The 16,136-nt window shown below is 35.9% G+C and carries 14 protein-coding genes; 10 read left to right on the top strand and 4 right to left on the bottom strand.

What is annotated here, in order from left to right:
* Positions 1-72: 72 nt before the first annotated feature.
* The 10 genes from ACHZK0_RS06565 to ACHZK0_RS06610 all read left to right on the top strand — a co-directional run bounded on the left by ACHZK0_RS06565 (position 73) and on the right by ACHZK0_RS06610 (position 10,749).
* Entirely contained in the window at positions 73-1,440 is a 1,368-nt protein-coding gene (locus ACHZK0_RS06565; protein ID WP_270606050.1) for an aldehyde dehydrogenase, read from the top strand.
* 236 nt (positions 1,441-1,676) lie between these two features.
* Positions 1,677-2,660 carry a spermidine/putrescine ABC transporter ATP-binding protein PotA gene (gene potA / locus ACHZK0_RS06570; protein ID WP_262740972.1) on the top strand — a complete coding sequence of 328 codons (984 nt, stop codon included), beginning with the start codon at positions 1,677-1,679 and terminating at the stop codon, positions 2,658-2,660.
* A complete protein-coding gene (gene potB / locus ACHZK0_RS06575; protein ID WP_061678818.1) occupies positions 2,657-3,505 on the top strand; it encodes a spermidine/putrescine ABC transporter permease PotB in 849 nt (282 codons plus the stop codon). Before potA ends, potB begins: the two co-directional genes overlap by 4 nt.
* A gap of 6 nt (positions 3,506-3,511) precedes the next feature.
* Complete coding sequence (potC, locus tag ACHZK0_RS06580) at positions 3,512-4,312, top strand: spermidine/putrescine ABC transporter permease PotC (RefSeq protein ID WP_061678819.1); 801 nt, start codon at positions 3,512-3,514, stop codon at positions 4,310-4,312.
* Positions 4,313-4,350: 38 nt separating this feature from the next.
* Entirely contained in the window at positions 4,351-5,400 is a 1,050-nt protein-coding gene (gene potD / locus ACHZK0_RS06585) for a spermidine/putrescine ABC transporter substrate-binding protein PotD (protein ID WP_395761353.1), read from the top strand.
* Positions 5,401-5,459: 59 nt separating this feature from the next.
* Positions 5,460-6,107: a phosphatase PAP2 family protein gene (locus ACHZK0_RS06590; protein ID WP_395761354.1), complete on the top strand. Its 648-nt coding sequence runs from the start codon at positions 5,460-5,462 to the stop codon at positions 6,105-6,107.
* Between the two features lie 212 nt (positions 6,108-6,319).
* Positions 6,320-8,512, top strand: a complete 2,193-nt coding sequence (locus tag ACHZK0_RS06595) for an MMPL family transporter (protein WP_395761355.1) — start codon at positions 6,320-6,322, stop codon at positions 8,510-8,512.
* 101 nt (positions 8,513-8,613) lie between these two features.
* Entirely contained in the window at positions 8,614-9,030 is a 417-nt protein-coding gene (locus tag ACHZK0_RS06600; protein ID WP_061678834.1) for a hypothetical protein, read from the top strand.
* Between the two features lie 98 nt (positions 9,031-9,128).
* Positions 9,129-10,052, top strand: coding sequence for an RluA family pseudouridine synthase (locus tag ACHZK0_RS06605; protein ID WP_395761356.1), 924 nt, complete (start codon positions 9,129-9,131; stop codon positions 10,050-10,052).
* 91 nt (positions 10,053-10,143) lie between these two features.
* A complete protein-coding gene (locus ACHZK0_RS06610) occupies positions 10,144-10,749 on the top strand; it encodes a DUF1648 domain-containing protein (RefSeq protein ID WP_395761357.1) in 606 nt (201 codons plus the stop codon).
* 40 nt (positions 10,750-10,789) lie between these two features.
* Here ACHZK0_RS06610 and ACHZK0_RS06615 read toward each other — a convergent pair whose 3' ends face one another.
* The 4 genes from ACHZK0_RS06615 to ACHZK0_RS06630 form a co-directional block, all read right to left on the bottom strand.
* Complete coding sequence (locus ACHZK0_RS06615) at positions 10,790-11,611, bottom strand: CAP domain-containing protein (RefSeq protein WP_395761358.1); 822 nt, start codon at positions 11,609-11,611, stop codon at positions 10,790-10,792.
* 452 nt (positions 11,612-12,063) lie between these two features.
* Positions 12,064-13,392 carry a (Fe-S)-binding protein gene (locus ACHZK0_RS06620; protein WP_262740979.1) on the bottom strand — a complete coding sequence of 443 codons (1,329 nt, stop codon included), beginning with the start codon at positions 13,390-13,392 and terminating at the stop codon, positions 12,064-12,066.
* Complete coding sequence (gene glcD, locus ACHZK0_RS06625) at positions 13,389-14,801, bottom strand: glycolate oxidase subunit GlcD (RefSeq protein WP_063261882.1); 1,413 nt, start codon at positions 14,799-14,801, stop codon at positions 13,389-13,391. The genes ACHZK0_RS06620 and glcD overlap by 4 nt, the downstream gene beginning before the upstream one ends.
* A 116-nt stretch (positions 14,802-14,917) precedes the next feature.
* A complete protein-coding gene (locus tag ACHZK0_RS06630; protein WP_262740980.1) occupies positions 14,918-16,033 on the bottom strand; it encodes a CdaR family transcriptional regulator in 1,116 nt (371 codons plus the stop codon).
* Positions 16,034-16,136 lie beyond the last annotated feature (103 nt).

The following is a 16,136-nucleotide window of genomic DNA, read 5'->3' on the forward strand; positions in this document are numbered from 1 at the left end:
AAATTTATTATAGTATGAGGTCTATATAAATAATGAAAGAATTGGATAAAAATAGTGGGAGAAGGTGAATGAATGAGTGTTTCTTCTATTGTAAATAAACAAAAGGCATATTTTTATAATGGCCATACGAGAAGTATAGAAGTGAGAAAGAATAATTTGAAGAAGCTTTATGAAGGCATTCAGCGTTTTGAAGAAGAAATATTTAAGGCATTGAAATTAGATTTAAATAAGTCGGCTCATGAGTCATTTACAACGGAAGTTGGATATGTATTAAAAGAAATTTCCTTTCAATTGAAGCATATTTCATCATGGAGTAAACCGAAGCGAGTTCGAACAGCACTCACTCATCTTGGGTCAAAGGGGAAAGTAGTGCCTGAACCGTACGGTGTGACACTTATTATTGCGCCGTGGAACTATCCATTTCAATTAGCAATTGCACCTCTTGTAGGAGCGTTGGCGGCTGGAAATACAATTGTTTTAAAGCCGTCAGAGCTAACGCCAAACGTTTCCAAAGTGCTTACGAGAATGTTAGAAGAATTATTCCAAGAAGAGCTTGTAGCGGTAGTAGAAGGCGGTGTAGAAGAGAGTACGGAATTGTTAAAGGAACCGTTTGATTATATGTTCTTTACAGGTAGTGTTGGTGTTGGAAAAGTTGTGATGGAAGCAGCTGCGAAACGGTTGACCCCACTTACGTTAGAACTTGGCGGAAAAAGCCCATGTATTGTACATAAAGATGCAAAAATAGATGTAACAGCAAGAAGAATTGTGTGGGGAAAATTTTTAAATGCAGGTCAAACGTGTGTAGCGCCTGATTATATGTATGTGCATACTTCGGTGAAAGAACAGTTAATCGAGGCATTACGACACGAGATAGCGGAGCAGTATGGAAAAAATCCACTGAACAACGACAATTATGTACGAATTGTGACTGAACGTCATTTTGAACGTTTATGTATATTTTTGAAAGATGGTAAAACGGTAATCGGCGGGAACTATAAAAAAGAAACGTTACATATAGAACCAACAGTGTTAACGAATGTTACATGGCAAAGTACTGTTATGGAAGATGAAATTTTTGGTCCGATTTTACCAATTATAGAATACGACAATATAGAAGAGGTAATTGGCACAATTCAGCAACATCCGAAGCCGTTAGCGTTATATGTATTTTCTGAAGATAAAGAAGTACAAAAGAAAGTGACGAGTAATATTTCATATGGCGGAGGCTGTATTAATGATGTTGTCTATCATCTTGCAACGCCATATTTACCTTTTGGAGGCGTCGGAAGTAGTGGATTAGGTAGTTATCATGGGGAAGAAAGTTTTCGGACTTTTTCACATTATAAAAGCATTTTAGCCCAATCTACGGCATTCGATATGAAAATTCGTTACTCTTCTACAAAAAGTGCTTTAAAATTCATACGAAAGTTGTTAAAATGATGATGGTGTTTATCAGTAGGCGTAGCCGTATGATAATAGCCCCTTCGCAATGGAAGGGGTTTTTCTGTTCGACACATGTATCGTGCGAAAATGAATCAAACATACTACATAAAGAATAGAAGAGAACGCTGCTAAACAATCATTTTTGTTTGGATCGAAACAAAAAATAGTCTATAGAACATAAATATTTATTCATGAATATAAAAATTTAAATTTAAGGTAGATAGGACGGGAAAATGAAAAAGATTATTAAAGTTGAAGCAGTAGAAAAACATTTTGGAAATCAAGTGATTATCCCACCTCTTTCTTTAGACATTAAAGAAGGGGAATTTTTAACGATTTTAGGGCCGAGTGGTTGCGGGAAAACAACGTTACTTCGTATGATCGCAGGTTTTGAAACGCCAACTAAAGGGAATCTTTTATTAGATGATGAAAAGATTAACGATTTGCCGCCATATAAGCGTCATATGAACTTAGTGTTCCAACATTATGCGCTATTCCCACATATGAATGTGGAGAAAAATATTTGTTTCGGTATGAAAATGCAGAAAGTACCGGCAGCAGAGCAGAAAGAGCGTGCTGAAGAGGCAATGCGTTTAACGCAGTTACTTGAGTTCCGTAATCGTAAACCTGCAAAGCTTTCTGGTGGACAGCAGCAGCGTGTAGCAATTGCGAGAGCGATTGTAAATAACCCGCGTGTATTATTACTAGATGAGCCACTTGGAGCGTTAGACTTTAAGTTAAGAAAAGATTTGCAACGTGAATTGAAAAACTTACAACGTAATTTAGGAATTACGTTCATATACGTAACGCACGATCAAGAAGAAGCGATGAGCATGAGTGATCGTATTGTCGTTATGAATAAAGGACATATTGAACAAATTGGAACGCCGAAAGAAATTTACAATAAGCCGAAAACGATGTTCGTTGCGACATTTATCGGTGAAAATAATATTGTGAAAAACGGGGAAGGCTATGTAGCAATTCGCCCTGAAAACGTAAAGGTACGTTCGGTTGAAGATCCGATTTTAAAAGAATACCATCTTGGACATATTGAAGACGTTGAGTTTGTTGGAAATATGGAAAAGCTGTATGTACGTGACGAGAAAACATCAGAATTACTAATGGCATATCAAACTGCTGAAGAAGCAGCGCAGTGGAGCATTGGAGATAATGTATACGTAGGCTGGGAGCAAGAGGACGAGGTGACCTTAAATTGAAAAAAGGGAAATTACTCGCACTACCGACAGTCGCGTGGCTGTTAATCTTCTTCCTAATTCCCCTTCTGTTTGTGTTGGCATTTGCCTTTATGCAGCGCGGGGCATATGGGACAGTGGAAATGCAATTTACATTAGAGAACATAGCGCGTGTGTTTGACCCATTATATATGGGGACGTTATGGGAAACAGTGAAAATTGCGGTTATTACGACAGTGCTATGTTTACTGATTGGTTATCCATTTGCATATACAATTACAATTGTTGATCGTAAATATCGTTCCATTCTTTTATTATTGGCAACGATCCCGTTTTGGATTAACTTCCTTGTTCGTTCATACGCATGGATTGTTATTTTACGTTCACAAGGTCTTGTAAACACATTGCTATTGAAACTAGGGATTATTAGTGAACCTTTAAATTTACTATATAATACACCTTCTGTAGTACTCGGAATGGTCTATTCTTTATTACCATTTATGATTTTACCGGTGTATGCAGCGATTGAGCAGCTTGATAAGCGTAAGCTAGAAGCAGCTTATGATTTAGGTGCAACACCAGCAAAGGCATTTTGGAATGTAACAGTACCAATGACGATGTCAGGGATTGCTACTGGTTCTATTTTAGTGTTTGTTTCTTCTATCGGAATGTTTGTTGTATCAGACGTTATGGGTGGATCGAAGGTAGCATTAATCGGAAACGTAATTCAAAATCAATTCTTAGGAGCGCGTGACTGGCCGTTTGGATCTGCGTTATCTATGATTGTTGTTCTATTCTCTGTTCTGTTAATTTACTTATATTATCGTGCAACGAAAGTATATAAATATGATGGGAACGGAGGGGAATAGGCAAAGATGAAGAAGTTTTTAGTTTCTTATTCTTGGTTAATTTTATTGTTCTTGTATTTTCCAATGATGGTTTTAATGGTATATTCCTTCAATGATTCTCGCATTAATGCGGAATGGGAAGGCTTTACACTTCATTGGTATACAGATTTATTTCAAAAGCAAGATGTTATTGATGCGTTTGTAAATAGTATGACGATTGCGATCGTAACGACGATTGTAACGACAGTTCTTGGTGTGATTTTTGCAATTGCACTACATCGTTATAAATATCGTTATGAAGGGGCTATTAACGGTCTTGTGTATTTACCAATTTTAATTCCTGATATTTTAATGGGATTATCTTTACTTATCTTATTTAGTCAATTAGGTATGGAACTTGGCAAAACAACAATTATTATTGCGCACATTACATTTAGTATTTCATTTGTTGTCGTTATTTTAGCAGCACGTCTTTCTGGTATGGGACGTGATTTAGAAGAGGCTGCAAATGATTTAGGAGCAACGCCGTGGCAAACGTTCCGTTATGTAACGTTCCCAGCAATTGCACCAGGAGTTATTTCAGCCGCATTATTAACATTCACATTATCAATTGATGATTTTGTAATTAGTTTCTTCGTATCAGGACCAGGATCAACAACATTGCCATTATACATTTACAGTATGGTTAAGCGCGGAGTATCACCAGAAATTAATGCACTTTCTACAATTTTAATTGTAGCTATCGTAGGATTAATGGTTTTATCTGAAATCTTTCGTAACAAAGGTGCAGATGGTGAAGAAAACTCTGGAGGACACCTTCCTTTATAATACGAACGATATAGAAAGTACGAGGGGGTAATAAACCGATGAAATTAATGAAAAGATTAGCCGGCGCAGCAATTAGCTTTAGCCTTGTTGCCGGTGTACTTGCTGGTTGTGGTGAAAAGAAAGAAGAATTAAACATTTATAGCTGGGCTGACAATTTTGATGAGCAAGTGCTAAGAGATTTTGAAAAGAAATATAACGTGAAAGTTAACTATGATAAGTACGCAAGTAACGAAGAAATGCTTGCGAAATTACAAGCTGGTGGCGCGAAGTATGATTTAATTCAGCCATCTGATTACATGGTTAAAACAATGGCAAAAATGGGCTTGTTAGCCCCGTTAGATAAAAAGAATATCCCAAATATCGAAAATATGATTTCTAATTTCAAAACACCTGCGTTTGATCCAGAGAATAAATATTCTTTAGTATATACTTGGGGTGTAACAGGGATTGCATACAATAAAAAGTATGTGAAAGAAGCTCCTACAAGCTGGGCTGATCTATGGAATGAGAAATATAAAGGGCATGTAACTTTATTAAATGATTCTCGTGAAGTGTTAGGAATGGGTCTTAAAAAGCATGGATTCTCAAACAGCACGAAAGATGATGCACAGTTAAAGACAGCAGCAGATGATTTAAAGAAGCTACTTCCAAACTTATTAGCATTTGATACAGATAATATTAAACAAAAATTCATTACAGAAGATGCTTGGATCGGAACAGTTTGGTCTGGAGATGCAGCATTTATCGCAAAAGATAATAAAGATGTAGAGTACGTTGTACCAAAAGAAGGCGGCACAATTTGGGCTGATACGTTAGCAATTCCAAAAGGTGCGAAAAACAAAGAGCTTGCAGAGAAGTTTATGAACTACTTATTAGATGAAAAAGTAAGTGTGAAAAACTACGAGTCAATTGGATACAGTAATCCTAATGAAAAAGCTCATCCTCTACATAGTAAAGAATATCGTGACAACCATATGATTTTCTTAACGAAAGAGGAATTAGATCGTACAGAATGGCTTGTTGATGTAGACGATAAGCTAAAAGACTATGATCGTTACTGGACAGAGTTAAAAACAAAAGGTAAATAAGTAAGGAAATGCGGTTTCTAAAATAGAAATCGCATTTTTTCATAGTAGGAGGAAATCGCTTGAAAAAGAAGTTGCATCAATATGAGGTAGTTTGTATCGTTTTATTACTTGCTGTATTTGGCATTGTTGCTTGGCGCGTACAAGCTGGTGGCGTTACAGTGATGGATACATATGTCCGAGCATTAGTAAAAGGATTACAAACAGAAGATTCGCTTACATTTTTCTCATACTATACAAAATTAGGATCTGCCATTGGAATCGTAACTACGCTCGTTATAAGTTTACTTGTTTTTTGGAGAAAACGTTATTATGCTGCGATGATCGTGTATCCAGTTGGTATTTTAATAACGCATCTTGTGAATAAAGGGATAAAAGAAATTGTGAAAAGAGAACGTCCGTCGTTAAATGAAGCATTGGATGCACTTGGATATAGTTTCCCTAGTGGGCATGCAATGTTATCTATTATGACATTCGGGTTTCTGGCTTATATCATTGCGGCAAATCTGAAGAGTGTAACAGGGAAATATGTTATAACAATCTTGATGGGAATAGTCATTGTATCGATTGGGTTAAGCAGAGTTATTTTAAATGTACATTATCCAACTGATATTTTAGCTGGTTATTGCGTAGGTGGTATTTTGTTAATTATAGCGATTTACTGTCATCGTTTACTTACCGAGAGATTGAGGCTTAATAAAGAGAGATAAAGTGAAACTTTAATCAGTGGGGGTTTTCTTCATCACCCGCCTAAATTCGTTGCTTTCGCTGAATTTTGAGGTGGGGGTCTTACTGCCCATTAAAGCGGGATAAAAAACGTCTAGAAAAACTATCATTATAGTGTTTCTAGACGTTTTTTGTTTGTACGAAGATGTGATACAGTATAAATGACAATTGAATTATTTAAAGTAGGTGAAAATGTGTGAAGACAAATGTACATAAAGTAGATAAGTGGGGGAAGTTAGGAGCTTTTTTGTATCAGTTTCGTTATACAGTAATTGTAGCATTACTATTGCTTGCGATCGCACTTGGTATTTTTGCTCCAAAGCTACCAGGAGTATTAGGTGGTGACGGTTTCCAAACAGAAGGGGACTATCAAAAAACGAAAGAAATTTTAGATAAAGATTTTAAGCGGTCTCAAGATACACTTTTACTCGTTTTTGAAAAAAATAAAGGTGTTTCACATGAAGAATTTCAAAAGCAAGTAGAGGGAATTGTAAAAAATGTACAAGAGAAAGAGACTTATGAATCTTTCCATCACCCAGTGCAAAATAAAGAAATGTTACAAGATGATATCGGCTATGCGACAATTTTATTTTCCGGGAAAACAAATAAGGAACGAATGGAAAAGACATTACAATTTGCTGATAAAATCGAAAAGGAAAGTAATGCAGCGTTAAAAGTGACGCCTACAGGATTTCCAAAAATTAATAAAGAGATTAATGAAAGAACGCAAAATGATTTAAAAGTAGCAGAAATGATTGGGTTACCGATTGCATTTCTCGTATTACTATTTTCATTTGGTAGCCTTTTGGCATCTATTTTACCAATTGTAAATGGGGCACTTAGTGTTATTAGTACGATGGGCATATTATACTTTATAGGTGTCGATAAGGAACTATCTATCTTTGTGTTAAATGTTGCACCGATGATTGGACTTGCGCTATCTATTGATTTTGCGCTATTATTTGTAAATCGTTTTCGAGAGGAAGTTGCAAAGCGAACGGTAAAAGAAGCGATAGCAATTACATATCAGACAGCAGGGCGTGCAATCGTATTTTCAGGATTATGTGTATTTGTTGGATTATCCGGTTTGTTTTTCTTTAAGATCGATTATATTCAGTCTGTCGCAATTAGCGGAATGATTGTTGTGATTATGAGTATTTTATTTTCACTCACACTTCTTCCGGCGCTATTATCATTAATTGGGAAACGAATATTAAAAAAGAATCAAGTAGCACATACACCGGCAAAGGCGTGGCGTAAATTTGCACAATTTGTAATGAAACATCCAATTGCGATGATTATTGTCGTTACAACATTTATTGTTATTTGCTTATTACCATTACGTACAGCTAATTTGCAGTTCCCTGACGTGGAAGCTCTACCGAAACAAAGTGATACAAGAATTGCATATGAGAAGTATGAAGAAGCATTTAATAAAACGGCAAAAACACATGCTGATGTTACGTTAGTGGTAGAGACGAAAAAAGATATGAAAGAAAAAGAAAGTTTACAAAAGGTTGAAGAAGTCGTTCAAAAGTTAAAAGACGATAAGAAAGTGCATGAAGTAAGAAGTTTATATGACGGGTTAACAGGTATGAAAGCAGATCAAGTTGCTGTAATATTAGCGTCGCCAGAAGCAGCGAAACTAGCTCCTGTATTTGAAGCATATACGAAAGGGAATAAGACGACGATAGAAGTTTTTCTAAAAACGAAACCACGTACTGAAACTGCTAAACAATGGGTTCGTGATTTTAAACAAAATTATAAAGAAACAGATGTTACGTATTATTTAGGCGGGATGACGACGTTCCAACAAGAGTTAGAAGACGAAATTAAAGATAAAGTTGCAATTGGTATGTCCGTTATATTTGGATCGACCTTTGTTATATTATTATTCGCATTCAGATCTATACTCATTCCAATTAAGGCAATTATTATGAATATACTTAGTTTAAGCGCAACAATTGGAATTGTTGTTTGGTTATTTGAAGGTGGGCATTTTGGTTTAGAAGCGAGTCCTGTTCTATTTGTCTTACCAATCTTCATTTTTGGTCTCGTATTTGGGCTTAGCATGGATTATGAAGTCTTTCTTATTTCACGTATTCATGAACTATATGAAGAAACAGGAGATAACGATCAAGCTACGTTAGAAGGACTTGTGTCAACAAGTAGGATCATTACATCAGCAGCGTTAATTATGATTGTTGTAACTGGTGCGTTTGCCTTTACTGATATTTTACCAGTACGGCAAATGGGGCTTGGCGTTGCATTAGCGATATTCCTTGATGCAACAATTATTCGTCTTATGCTCGTACCAAGTTTAATGAAATTGTTTGGAGACTGGAACTGGTGGTTACCATTTCGAAAGAAAAGAGAAAAATCATCGTAAAAAATACTCATCTATAAGATGAGTATTTTTTTATGAATAGCAAGACCTACATTTTGCAAATAGTATGTGATAAGAAGATTACATATAAGTAGGTGAAGGCAATGTTTCGTTATTTTAAGTTTAAGCTAAATGATACAGTACAGTTTGCAGAAAACGATGGGCATATGTATCGCATTGTCGGTTATCGGTTAGAAAAAGGATTTTATCCAAAAGATGAATGGACTCATATTATTTATGAATTGCTGAGAGATTTTGATGGATATACGATGGATGCGGAAGAGGAGGAACTTGTAAAGGTTATTCAAGTAGAGGATGAGTATTACAAAATACAAGAGGTATCGGGCTATCGTTATCCAGTAAAAATGAAGCAAAAACAACATGTGATGAAAGTAGAAAAGATGGATGATTTATTAGATACGTATAATGATTATAAAAGACTGGCGGATTTCTTTAAAGATTTATCGTATGAGCAAAAAGCGGAAGAAGTATTGCAAGAAATGAAAAGGCGTAGAGCGTGAGGGGCAGTCTACTATAAGACTGCCCTCTATTTTTGACGGTGCATCAAAGTGTATTTTCCGTTACAATGAGAGAATCAATAGAAATAAGGTGATACAGTATGGAAACGAAGAAAAAGGGCGAATGGTGCGAAATTACTGTTCCAGCGAAATGGAATGGTATAAGTATTGATTCGTTATTAAAAATAGAATGGGAAATACCGAAAAAGTTGTTACATCAGCTTCGTATGGAAAAAGGTGTTACCGTTAACGGAGAACAAAGAAGATGGAATGAGCTTTTAAAAGAAGGCGATAAGTTGCAAGTGCATATGTTTGTGGAGGAAGAATACGATGTAGAGCCTGAATATGGTGAATTACATGTAGTATATGAAGACGATCACGTACTCATCGTAAATAAGCCTGAGAAGATGGATACACATCCTGCTGAAAAAGGTGGAACGGGAACACTTGCAAACCTTGTTGCCTTTTATTTTCAAATGCAAGGTTTAGAGACGAAGGTTCGTCATATTCATCGGTTAGATAAAGATACGACAGGCGGTGTCGTGTTTGCTAAACATAGAATTGCTGGTGCAATTATGGATCGTTTATTAATGGAACGAAAAATTAAAAGAACATATGCGGCGCTTGTGGAAGGGAAAGTAAAAGATAAGCAAGGAACCATTGACGCAGCGATTGGAAGAGATCGTCATCATGCGACGAGACGACGTGTTTCTCCAAAAGGAGATCAAGCAATCACATATTATAAAGTAGAGAAATATTTTAAAAAACAAAATGTTACGCTCGTAACGTTACAATTAGAAACTGGTAGAACTCATCAAATTCGTGTTCATATGAGCTATCATGGTAATCCATTAGTTGGAGATGTATTATATGGTGGACAAACGAAACATATGACAGGGCAAGCATTACATGCGATGAAGATTCATTTCTTACATCCAATTACGAAAGAAGAGATCGAAGTGGATGTACCATTTCCTGTGAAATTAAATAATACAATGAAAGAATTTCAAAGAATGAATGCGTAAAGTGTAAGTATAAGTTTGAGAAAAGTAGATTTTTGCAGGAATTTCTCTAAAAGAAGCGAAGCCGTTAAGAGAAAAGAGAGGTGAGAATCACTTGATCAAATATAAATATATATTAGGAATATTTTTCGCTTGTCTTTTAGTTACTCTATGCCTCTATCCATATTTACCGGATTTTATGGCAATACATTGGAATGAAAATGGTGAGCCAAACGAGTTTATGAGTAAACAAGTTGTTATAGCATTTATTCCTTGTCTTATTATTTTTTTACATGGCTTCGTGTATATTATTTCACATAATATATATAAATTTAATGAAGGTGAGCATGTCATTATAAGTGGATTTCTAAAGACGATTACTTTATTTATGGTGTTTATCCATATGCTCATTCTCTTTATTAATTTTGGAAGTAGGATAGCTTTTCAGACAGGACTAACGATTGGAATTAGTATGTTTCTTTTTATGCTTAGTAAAGGCTTTAAAACAGTTAAGAGTACGGAAAAAGACCCAATTAAATTACAAAAAATTCGTTTAGTGAGTAGGCGGATTTTTCAAGTGATGGCATGTAGTATATTGTTTTCATTGTTTTTGAACTTGAAATGGGGATTTTATGTGTTACTTAGTGTAATAAGCTGTGGCTCTATTTTGTTTATGTTCTACATAATGTATTCATACATAATAGAAAGTTATGAAACGTAAAAAAGAGTCTTCTCATTATGAGAAGACTCTTTTAATCTATTTACTTCGTGATAAATTGTTGTGTCCAGTAGTTGCCGCTTTCTACATAGCCAACACCGATGTGAGTGAAGCTGTTATTTAAGATGTTTGCACGGTGTCCAGCACTGTTCATCCAAGCTTGTACTACTTCTTCAGGTGTACGTTGACCTTGAGCGATGTTTTCACCTGCAGATTTATAAGAAATACCAAATTTCTTCATCATGTCAAACGGAGACCCGTATGTAGGGCTATTATGATCAAAGTAGTTGTTTTTTTGCATATCTTCAGACTTGATACGTGCTACTTTGCTTAATTCAGTATCGATTTGTAATGCTGGTAAGCCTTGTTTTGTACGCTCAGCGTTTGTTAATTCAACAACACGTTGTTCGAATTGGCTTAAAGATTTTGCTTCTTCAGCAGGCTTTTGCTCAGCAGGTTTTTGTTCAGCAGGTTTTTGAGTATTGTTGTTTTCAGCTGGTTTTTGAGCTTCTGGTTTTTGCTCAGCAGGCTTTTGCTCAACAGGTTTTTGTTCAGTAGGCTTTGGAGCTACTGGTTTAGCTGTTGGTTGTTCAGTTACAACATTTCCATTAGGTTGTTGACCAGGAATATAGCAGTTTGGTTGGAAGTTTCCTTGTTGCCATTGTGCGAATGACTCAACTCCCATAGATTGTAAGAATGCTTGTAATTCTTGTTGGCTCATTTGCTTCATCATCACTTTAGAATGCTGAATATTTTGAACATTTATGTTAGATGGTTGTACTGTTGCAGCTTGTGCATCTAAAGAAGATACTCCTAAAGTAAGTGCTGTTGCAGCAGCTACAGATAATAGAACACGTTTTTTCATAATGTTTGCCCCCATATTGTCTATGTTTTTATTTGTTTTTTGCCAGCCGTCTAACTGACAAATTCATCGTAGCATAGATTTTGTGAGAAAAAAGATGGAAAAAAATTCATAGACTTAAAATTTACCTAATTTATCCTAAGAGGGGAAATGGGGAAAAATAAGAGAAACATAGAGTATAAAAGGAATTTTCAGCATTTTTATACTTAGTTTTAAGAGGGGGTTTTTGGAAAAATGTACCTATATTAAAAATGAAGAATCCCATTGTATCAATGGTTTGAGCATTTTTTCGAGGAATATACTGGATTGATTTTTACAAAACTGTAATGTTTCTGTTGTTCTTTTTTATAATAAAGTAACATATTTTTAATGTTGTAGCAGACAAAAAAGCGGCTATCTCTTTACGTAGACGAAGGAGATAGCCGTTTTCTTATTATTACGTATGTTACGAGTTATTACGAGTTGGTTTCAATTGCTTCTAATAATAAATCTACAATGTGAATTCCTCTCATTTTATGAGAAAGACCTTCTCGCTCAATGCCTAATTTCATTTGTAATAAGCAACCTGGATTTGCAGTAACAATGGTTGCTGCTTCTGTTTCATGCACGCGATCCATTTTATAATCTAGAAATTCCATGGATAACTCTGAATGAACAATATTGTAAATACCAGCAGAACCACAGCAGCGATCCGCATCTTTCATTTCACGGTATGTTGCGCCTTGAATTGCTTCTAGTAACATACGAGGTTCTGAAGATGTTCGCATAACATTGCGTAAATGACAAGAGTCTTGATACGTAATAATTTGCGGATTGAGTCGTAAGTCGTTCCGTTTATGGAAATCTAGTTCTACTAGAATAGCAGTAATATCTTTAATTTTAGAAACAAACTGCTTCGCACGTTCAGCCCACTGTGGATCGTCTTTTAAAAGGTAATCGTAGTCTACGAGGTAAGCTCCGCAACCACCAGCATTCGTAATGATATAGTCGATGTTTAAATCTTCGAAGGCTTTTATATTACGTTTCGCTAATTCTTTTGCTCCACTTTTCTCACCAGCATGTCCATGTAATGCCCCGCAGCAACTTTGTGTTTTCGGAATAACGATATCACAACCAGCTAACTGAAGTAGTTTCATCGTTGCGTTATTTGTTTCTAAAAACATCGTATCCATTAAACAACCTGTGAAGAATGCAACTTGTTTCTTCTTTGTACTTTCAGCAGGTAAAAATGCAGGACGATCTTTCATTGCTTTCATTTTTGGGACTTTTGGCAAAACGAGATCCATCGTTGCAAGTGTTTCAGGGAATAACTTCATAATTCCTGTTTTATGTGTTAGCGTTTGTAAACCGGAACGTTGGTAAAATCCGATTAACCCTGTTAATGTTCGCATTCGATTTTGATGCGGGAATAGTCCTTCAAAAACGACTTTACGAACAGCTTTCACTGGCACTGAGAACTTTTTGTTTTGATTTATAATATCACGAGCTTCTTCTAATAAATGTCCATAATTTACACCAGATGGACAAACAGGTTCACAAGCACGGCAGCCGAGGCAAACGTTTAATGTGTTTTCAACATCTTCATCTGGCTCAATTAAACCGTCAACGACCGCTTTCATTAATGCGATACGTCCACGTGGTGAATGTGATTCTTTATATCCAGATTGAATATAAGTAGGACAAGTTGGTAAGCAGAAACCACATCGCATACAGTTTAGTAGTTCATCTTCACTTAATCGTTCTTTAAATTCCTTTTGAATGTTTTCTTTATTTAATGTTGTCATCGCTCAACCACCACTCTTTTACGAGTGTCCTTCGCGAACATCTTTCCTGGATTCATAATGTTATTTGGATCGAAGGCTTGTTTAATCCCTTGCATAGCAGCAATACCTTCTTTACCTAATTTCATTTCTAAATACGGAGCTTTCATCGCACCAACACCATGTTCACCAGTAATCGTGCCGCCAAGTTCAATTGCTTTTGCAAATATTTCAGCAAATGCTTGTTCAGCCCGGTGCATTTCTTCTTCATTACGAGCATCTGTCATACAAGTAGGGTGTAAGTTACCATCACCAGCATGTCCAAATGTACAAATAGGAATATTATATTTTTTTGCAATGGCATTAATCGCTTCAACCATTGGAGCGATTTGTGAACGTGGTACCGTTGCATCTTCTAGTATTGTAGTAGGCTTTAATCTTGCAAGTGCTGATAGTGCACTACGGCGAGCTGTTCGAAGTGCATCTGCTTCTGCTTCATCTTTTGCAACGCGAACATCAACTGCATTCATAGAACGACAAACGTTAGCCATTTTTTCAATATCTCGATTGACAACTTCAGGCGGACCATCTTGCTCAATTAATAAAATTGCTTTTACGTCAGTTGGTAAACCGATTTGAGCAAACTCTTCTACTACTTCAATTGTCGGTTGGTCTAAAAACTCAAGTGTCGCTGGAATGATTTTATTTGCAATAATAGAAGAAACAGCACGAGCAGCTTCATTAATATCTTCATAGAGCGCAAGCATCGTTTTCTTCGTTTCAGGCATAGGAACAAGTTTTAAAATTGCTTCTGTTACGACGCCAAGTGTTCCTTCAGAACCGATAAATAACCGAGTTAAATCGTAACCAGCTACATCTTTTGCTAATTTACCACCAGTGCGAATAATATCGCCATTCGGTAAGACAAGTTCAAGACCCATCACATAATCACGTGTTACGCCATATTTTAATCCGCGTAAGCCACCTGAGTTTTCATTAATGTTACCGCCAATTGTAGAAATTTTCATCGAGCTTGGATCTGGTGGATAAAATAAACCTTTTTCTTCTACCGCTTTAATAATATCAAGCGTAATCACACCAGCTTGTACTGTGATTGTTAAATTCTCTTCATCAATTTCTAAAATGTTATTCATATGACGGAAGATAAGGACGATACCGCCTTCAAGTGGACATGTTCCTGCGCAAAGGTTTGTTCCAGAGCCACGAACATATACAGGAATGTTGTGAGTGTTACATACTTTTAACACTTCTGCTACTTCATTTGTATTACGAGGAGCAATGACTGCATCAGGCATTGCTTGGAAGTTTGGAGTGGCATCATAACTATACGTTAAACGCCCCATATTGGATGTATCTACATTATCTTCGCCAACAATGGATACGAATGAATGAATAATTTGCTTTTCTAACATTGGAAATCCCCCTCAAACTGTTAACGTATTTAGTCATTATAAAAACGTTGTCACAGTGCTTTCATTATAATGATAAAAAAGTTGGGGAATTCTTTCCATGTATAATCATCTAAAGATTACTCTATTTTATCGTTCTTTTTTGTATGATTATCTAATAAGAGGAGCGAGAAGTATAAAATATGTAAGTCTTTGAATTGTTTCGGATCAAGTCCTGTATGCTCCTCAACCTTTTTAAGTCTGTAATGCAATGTGTTAATGTGTATATGTAATTGTTCAGCTGTTTGTTTATAGGATTGGTTATAATCGATAAATAAGCGTAAAGTGTGCATAAGCTCAGGAGATGATAGTAAGTTTTCGATCGTGCGCCTTAGAAACTGTTCCCGCGTTTCTGCAGAAATATCTTGTAAGCACATTTCTAAACGTAAATCTTCATTAAATACAATTTGTTTCGTTTCAAGTGATACGGAAAGAGCTTGCAATGCTTGTTCGTACGATAAGTTCATATTGCTTGGCGTAACGGATTGCCCAATCCCGATATATAAAGGAATAGAAAACGAATTTTCACAGTCTTGTTTTAATCGTGTTAAAAATTGATACGTTTGTTCTTTGGAAATCGTGGCTGTAAATAAAATGAATCGATCATTTCCCCAGCGAACAAATAGATGCTCCTTTGTTAATAGATTGCGTACGTGTTGCCAAATTTTACGCTGAAGCATCGTGTCATTTTGATCGATAGAGAACAAAATAAGTTGTTTCTTCTTATATAAATCAATACCAAGTGTTTTTGCGCGATCGAGAAAGCTTGGAGACCAGTCTGTATTTTGAAGCCAATCAAAGACAAATGCTTCATAAGAACGGTGTTCAAGTTCTAGTTGTTCTAAAAAGTAGTTTTCATGAATGAGTAGTTCGGTCATTTTACGTAATATTTCTCCGTATTGTGAAATATTTTCAGGTTCGCCTGTAATTCCAATGACACCAATTACTTCGTCATGGAATAGTAAGGGGAGGTTCATACCCGCCTTTACACCTTGCAAACGTCGTTCATCTTCTTTTGTAATAATGACAGTTTTCTTTTGTTTTGCACATCGGAGTGCGCCTTCATGAAACTGACCGATTCTTTCTACATCTGTACTTGCGATAATAACGCCTTCTATATTAATGATAATAATATTTTCTTTAATTAGTCTGCGTACTTCTCGTACAATTTTATTCGCTAAATCAGGAAAAAGCATAATTTGCACACCTCAAATTCTATTTGTTGTACATTATATATGTAAATGAAGTAAGAAAGGAAAATTTCACACTTTCCACACATTTATTTGTTATTTTACAATT

Origin of the sequence: Bacillus sp. 3G2, assembly GCF_044324725.1 — a bacterium.
Lineage (GTDB): Bacteria > Bacillota > Bacilli > Bacillales > Bacillaceae_G > Bacillus_A > Bacillus_A mobilis.

Excerpts from the sequence above, each read along its gene's own strand:
- ACHZK0_RS06565 (WP_270606050.1), top strand. The coding sequence starts at position 73 with ATGAGTGTTTCTTCTATTGTAAATAAACAAAAGGCATATTTTTATAAT.
- potA (WP_262740972.1), top strand. The coding sequence starts at position 1,677 with ATGAAAAAGATTATTAAAGTTGAAGCAGTAGAAAAACATTTTGGAAAT.
- potC (WP_061678819.1), top strand. The coding sequence starts at position 3,512 with ATGAAGAAGTTTTTAGTTTCTTATTCTTGGTTAATTTTATTGTTCTTG.
- potD (WP_395761353.1), top strand. The coding sequence starts at position 4,351 with ATGAAATTAATGAAAAGATTAGCCGGCGCAGCAATTAGCTTTAGCCTT.
- ACHZK0_RS06600 (WP_061678834.1), top strand. The coding sequence starts at position 8,614 with ATGTTTCGTTATTTTAAGTTTAAGCTAAATGATACAGTACAGTTTGCA.
- ACHZK0_RS06605 (WP_395761356.1), top strand. The coding sequence starts at position 9,129 with ATGGAAACGAAGAAAAAGGGCGAATGGTGCGAAATTACTGTTCCAGCG.
- ACHZK0_RS06615 (WP_395761358.1), bottom strand. The coding sequence starts at position 11,611 with ATGAAAAAACGTGTTCTATTATCTGTAGCTGCTGCAACAGCACTTACT.
- ACHZK0_RS06620 (WP_262740979.1), bottom strand. The coding sequence starts at position 13,392 with ATGACAACATTAAATAAAGAAAACATTCAAAAGGAATTTAAAGAACGA.
- glcD (WP_063261882.1), bottom strand. The coding sequence starts at position 14,801 with ATGTTAGAAAAGCAAATTATTCATTCATTCGTATCCATTGTTGGCGAA.
- ACHZK0_RS06630 (WP_262740980.1), bottom strand. The coding sequence starts at position 16,033 with ATGCTTTTTCCTGATTTAGCGAATAAAATTGTACGAGAAGTACGCAGA.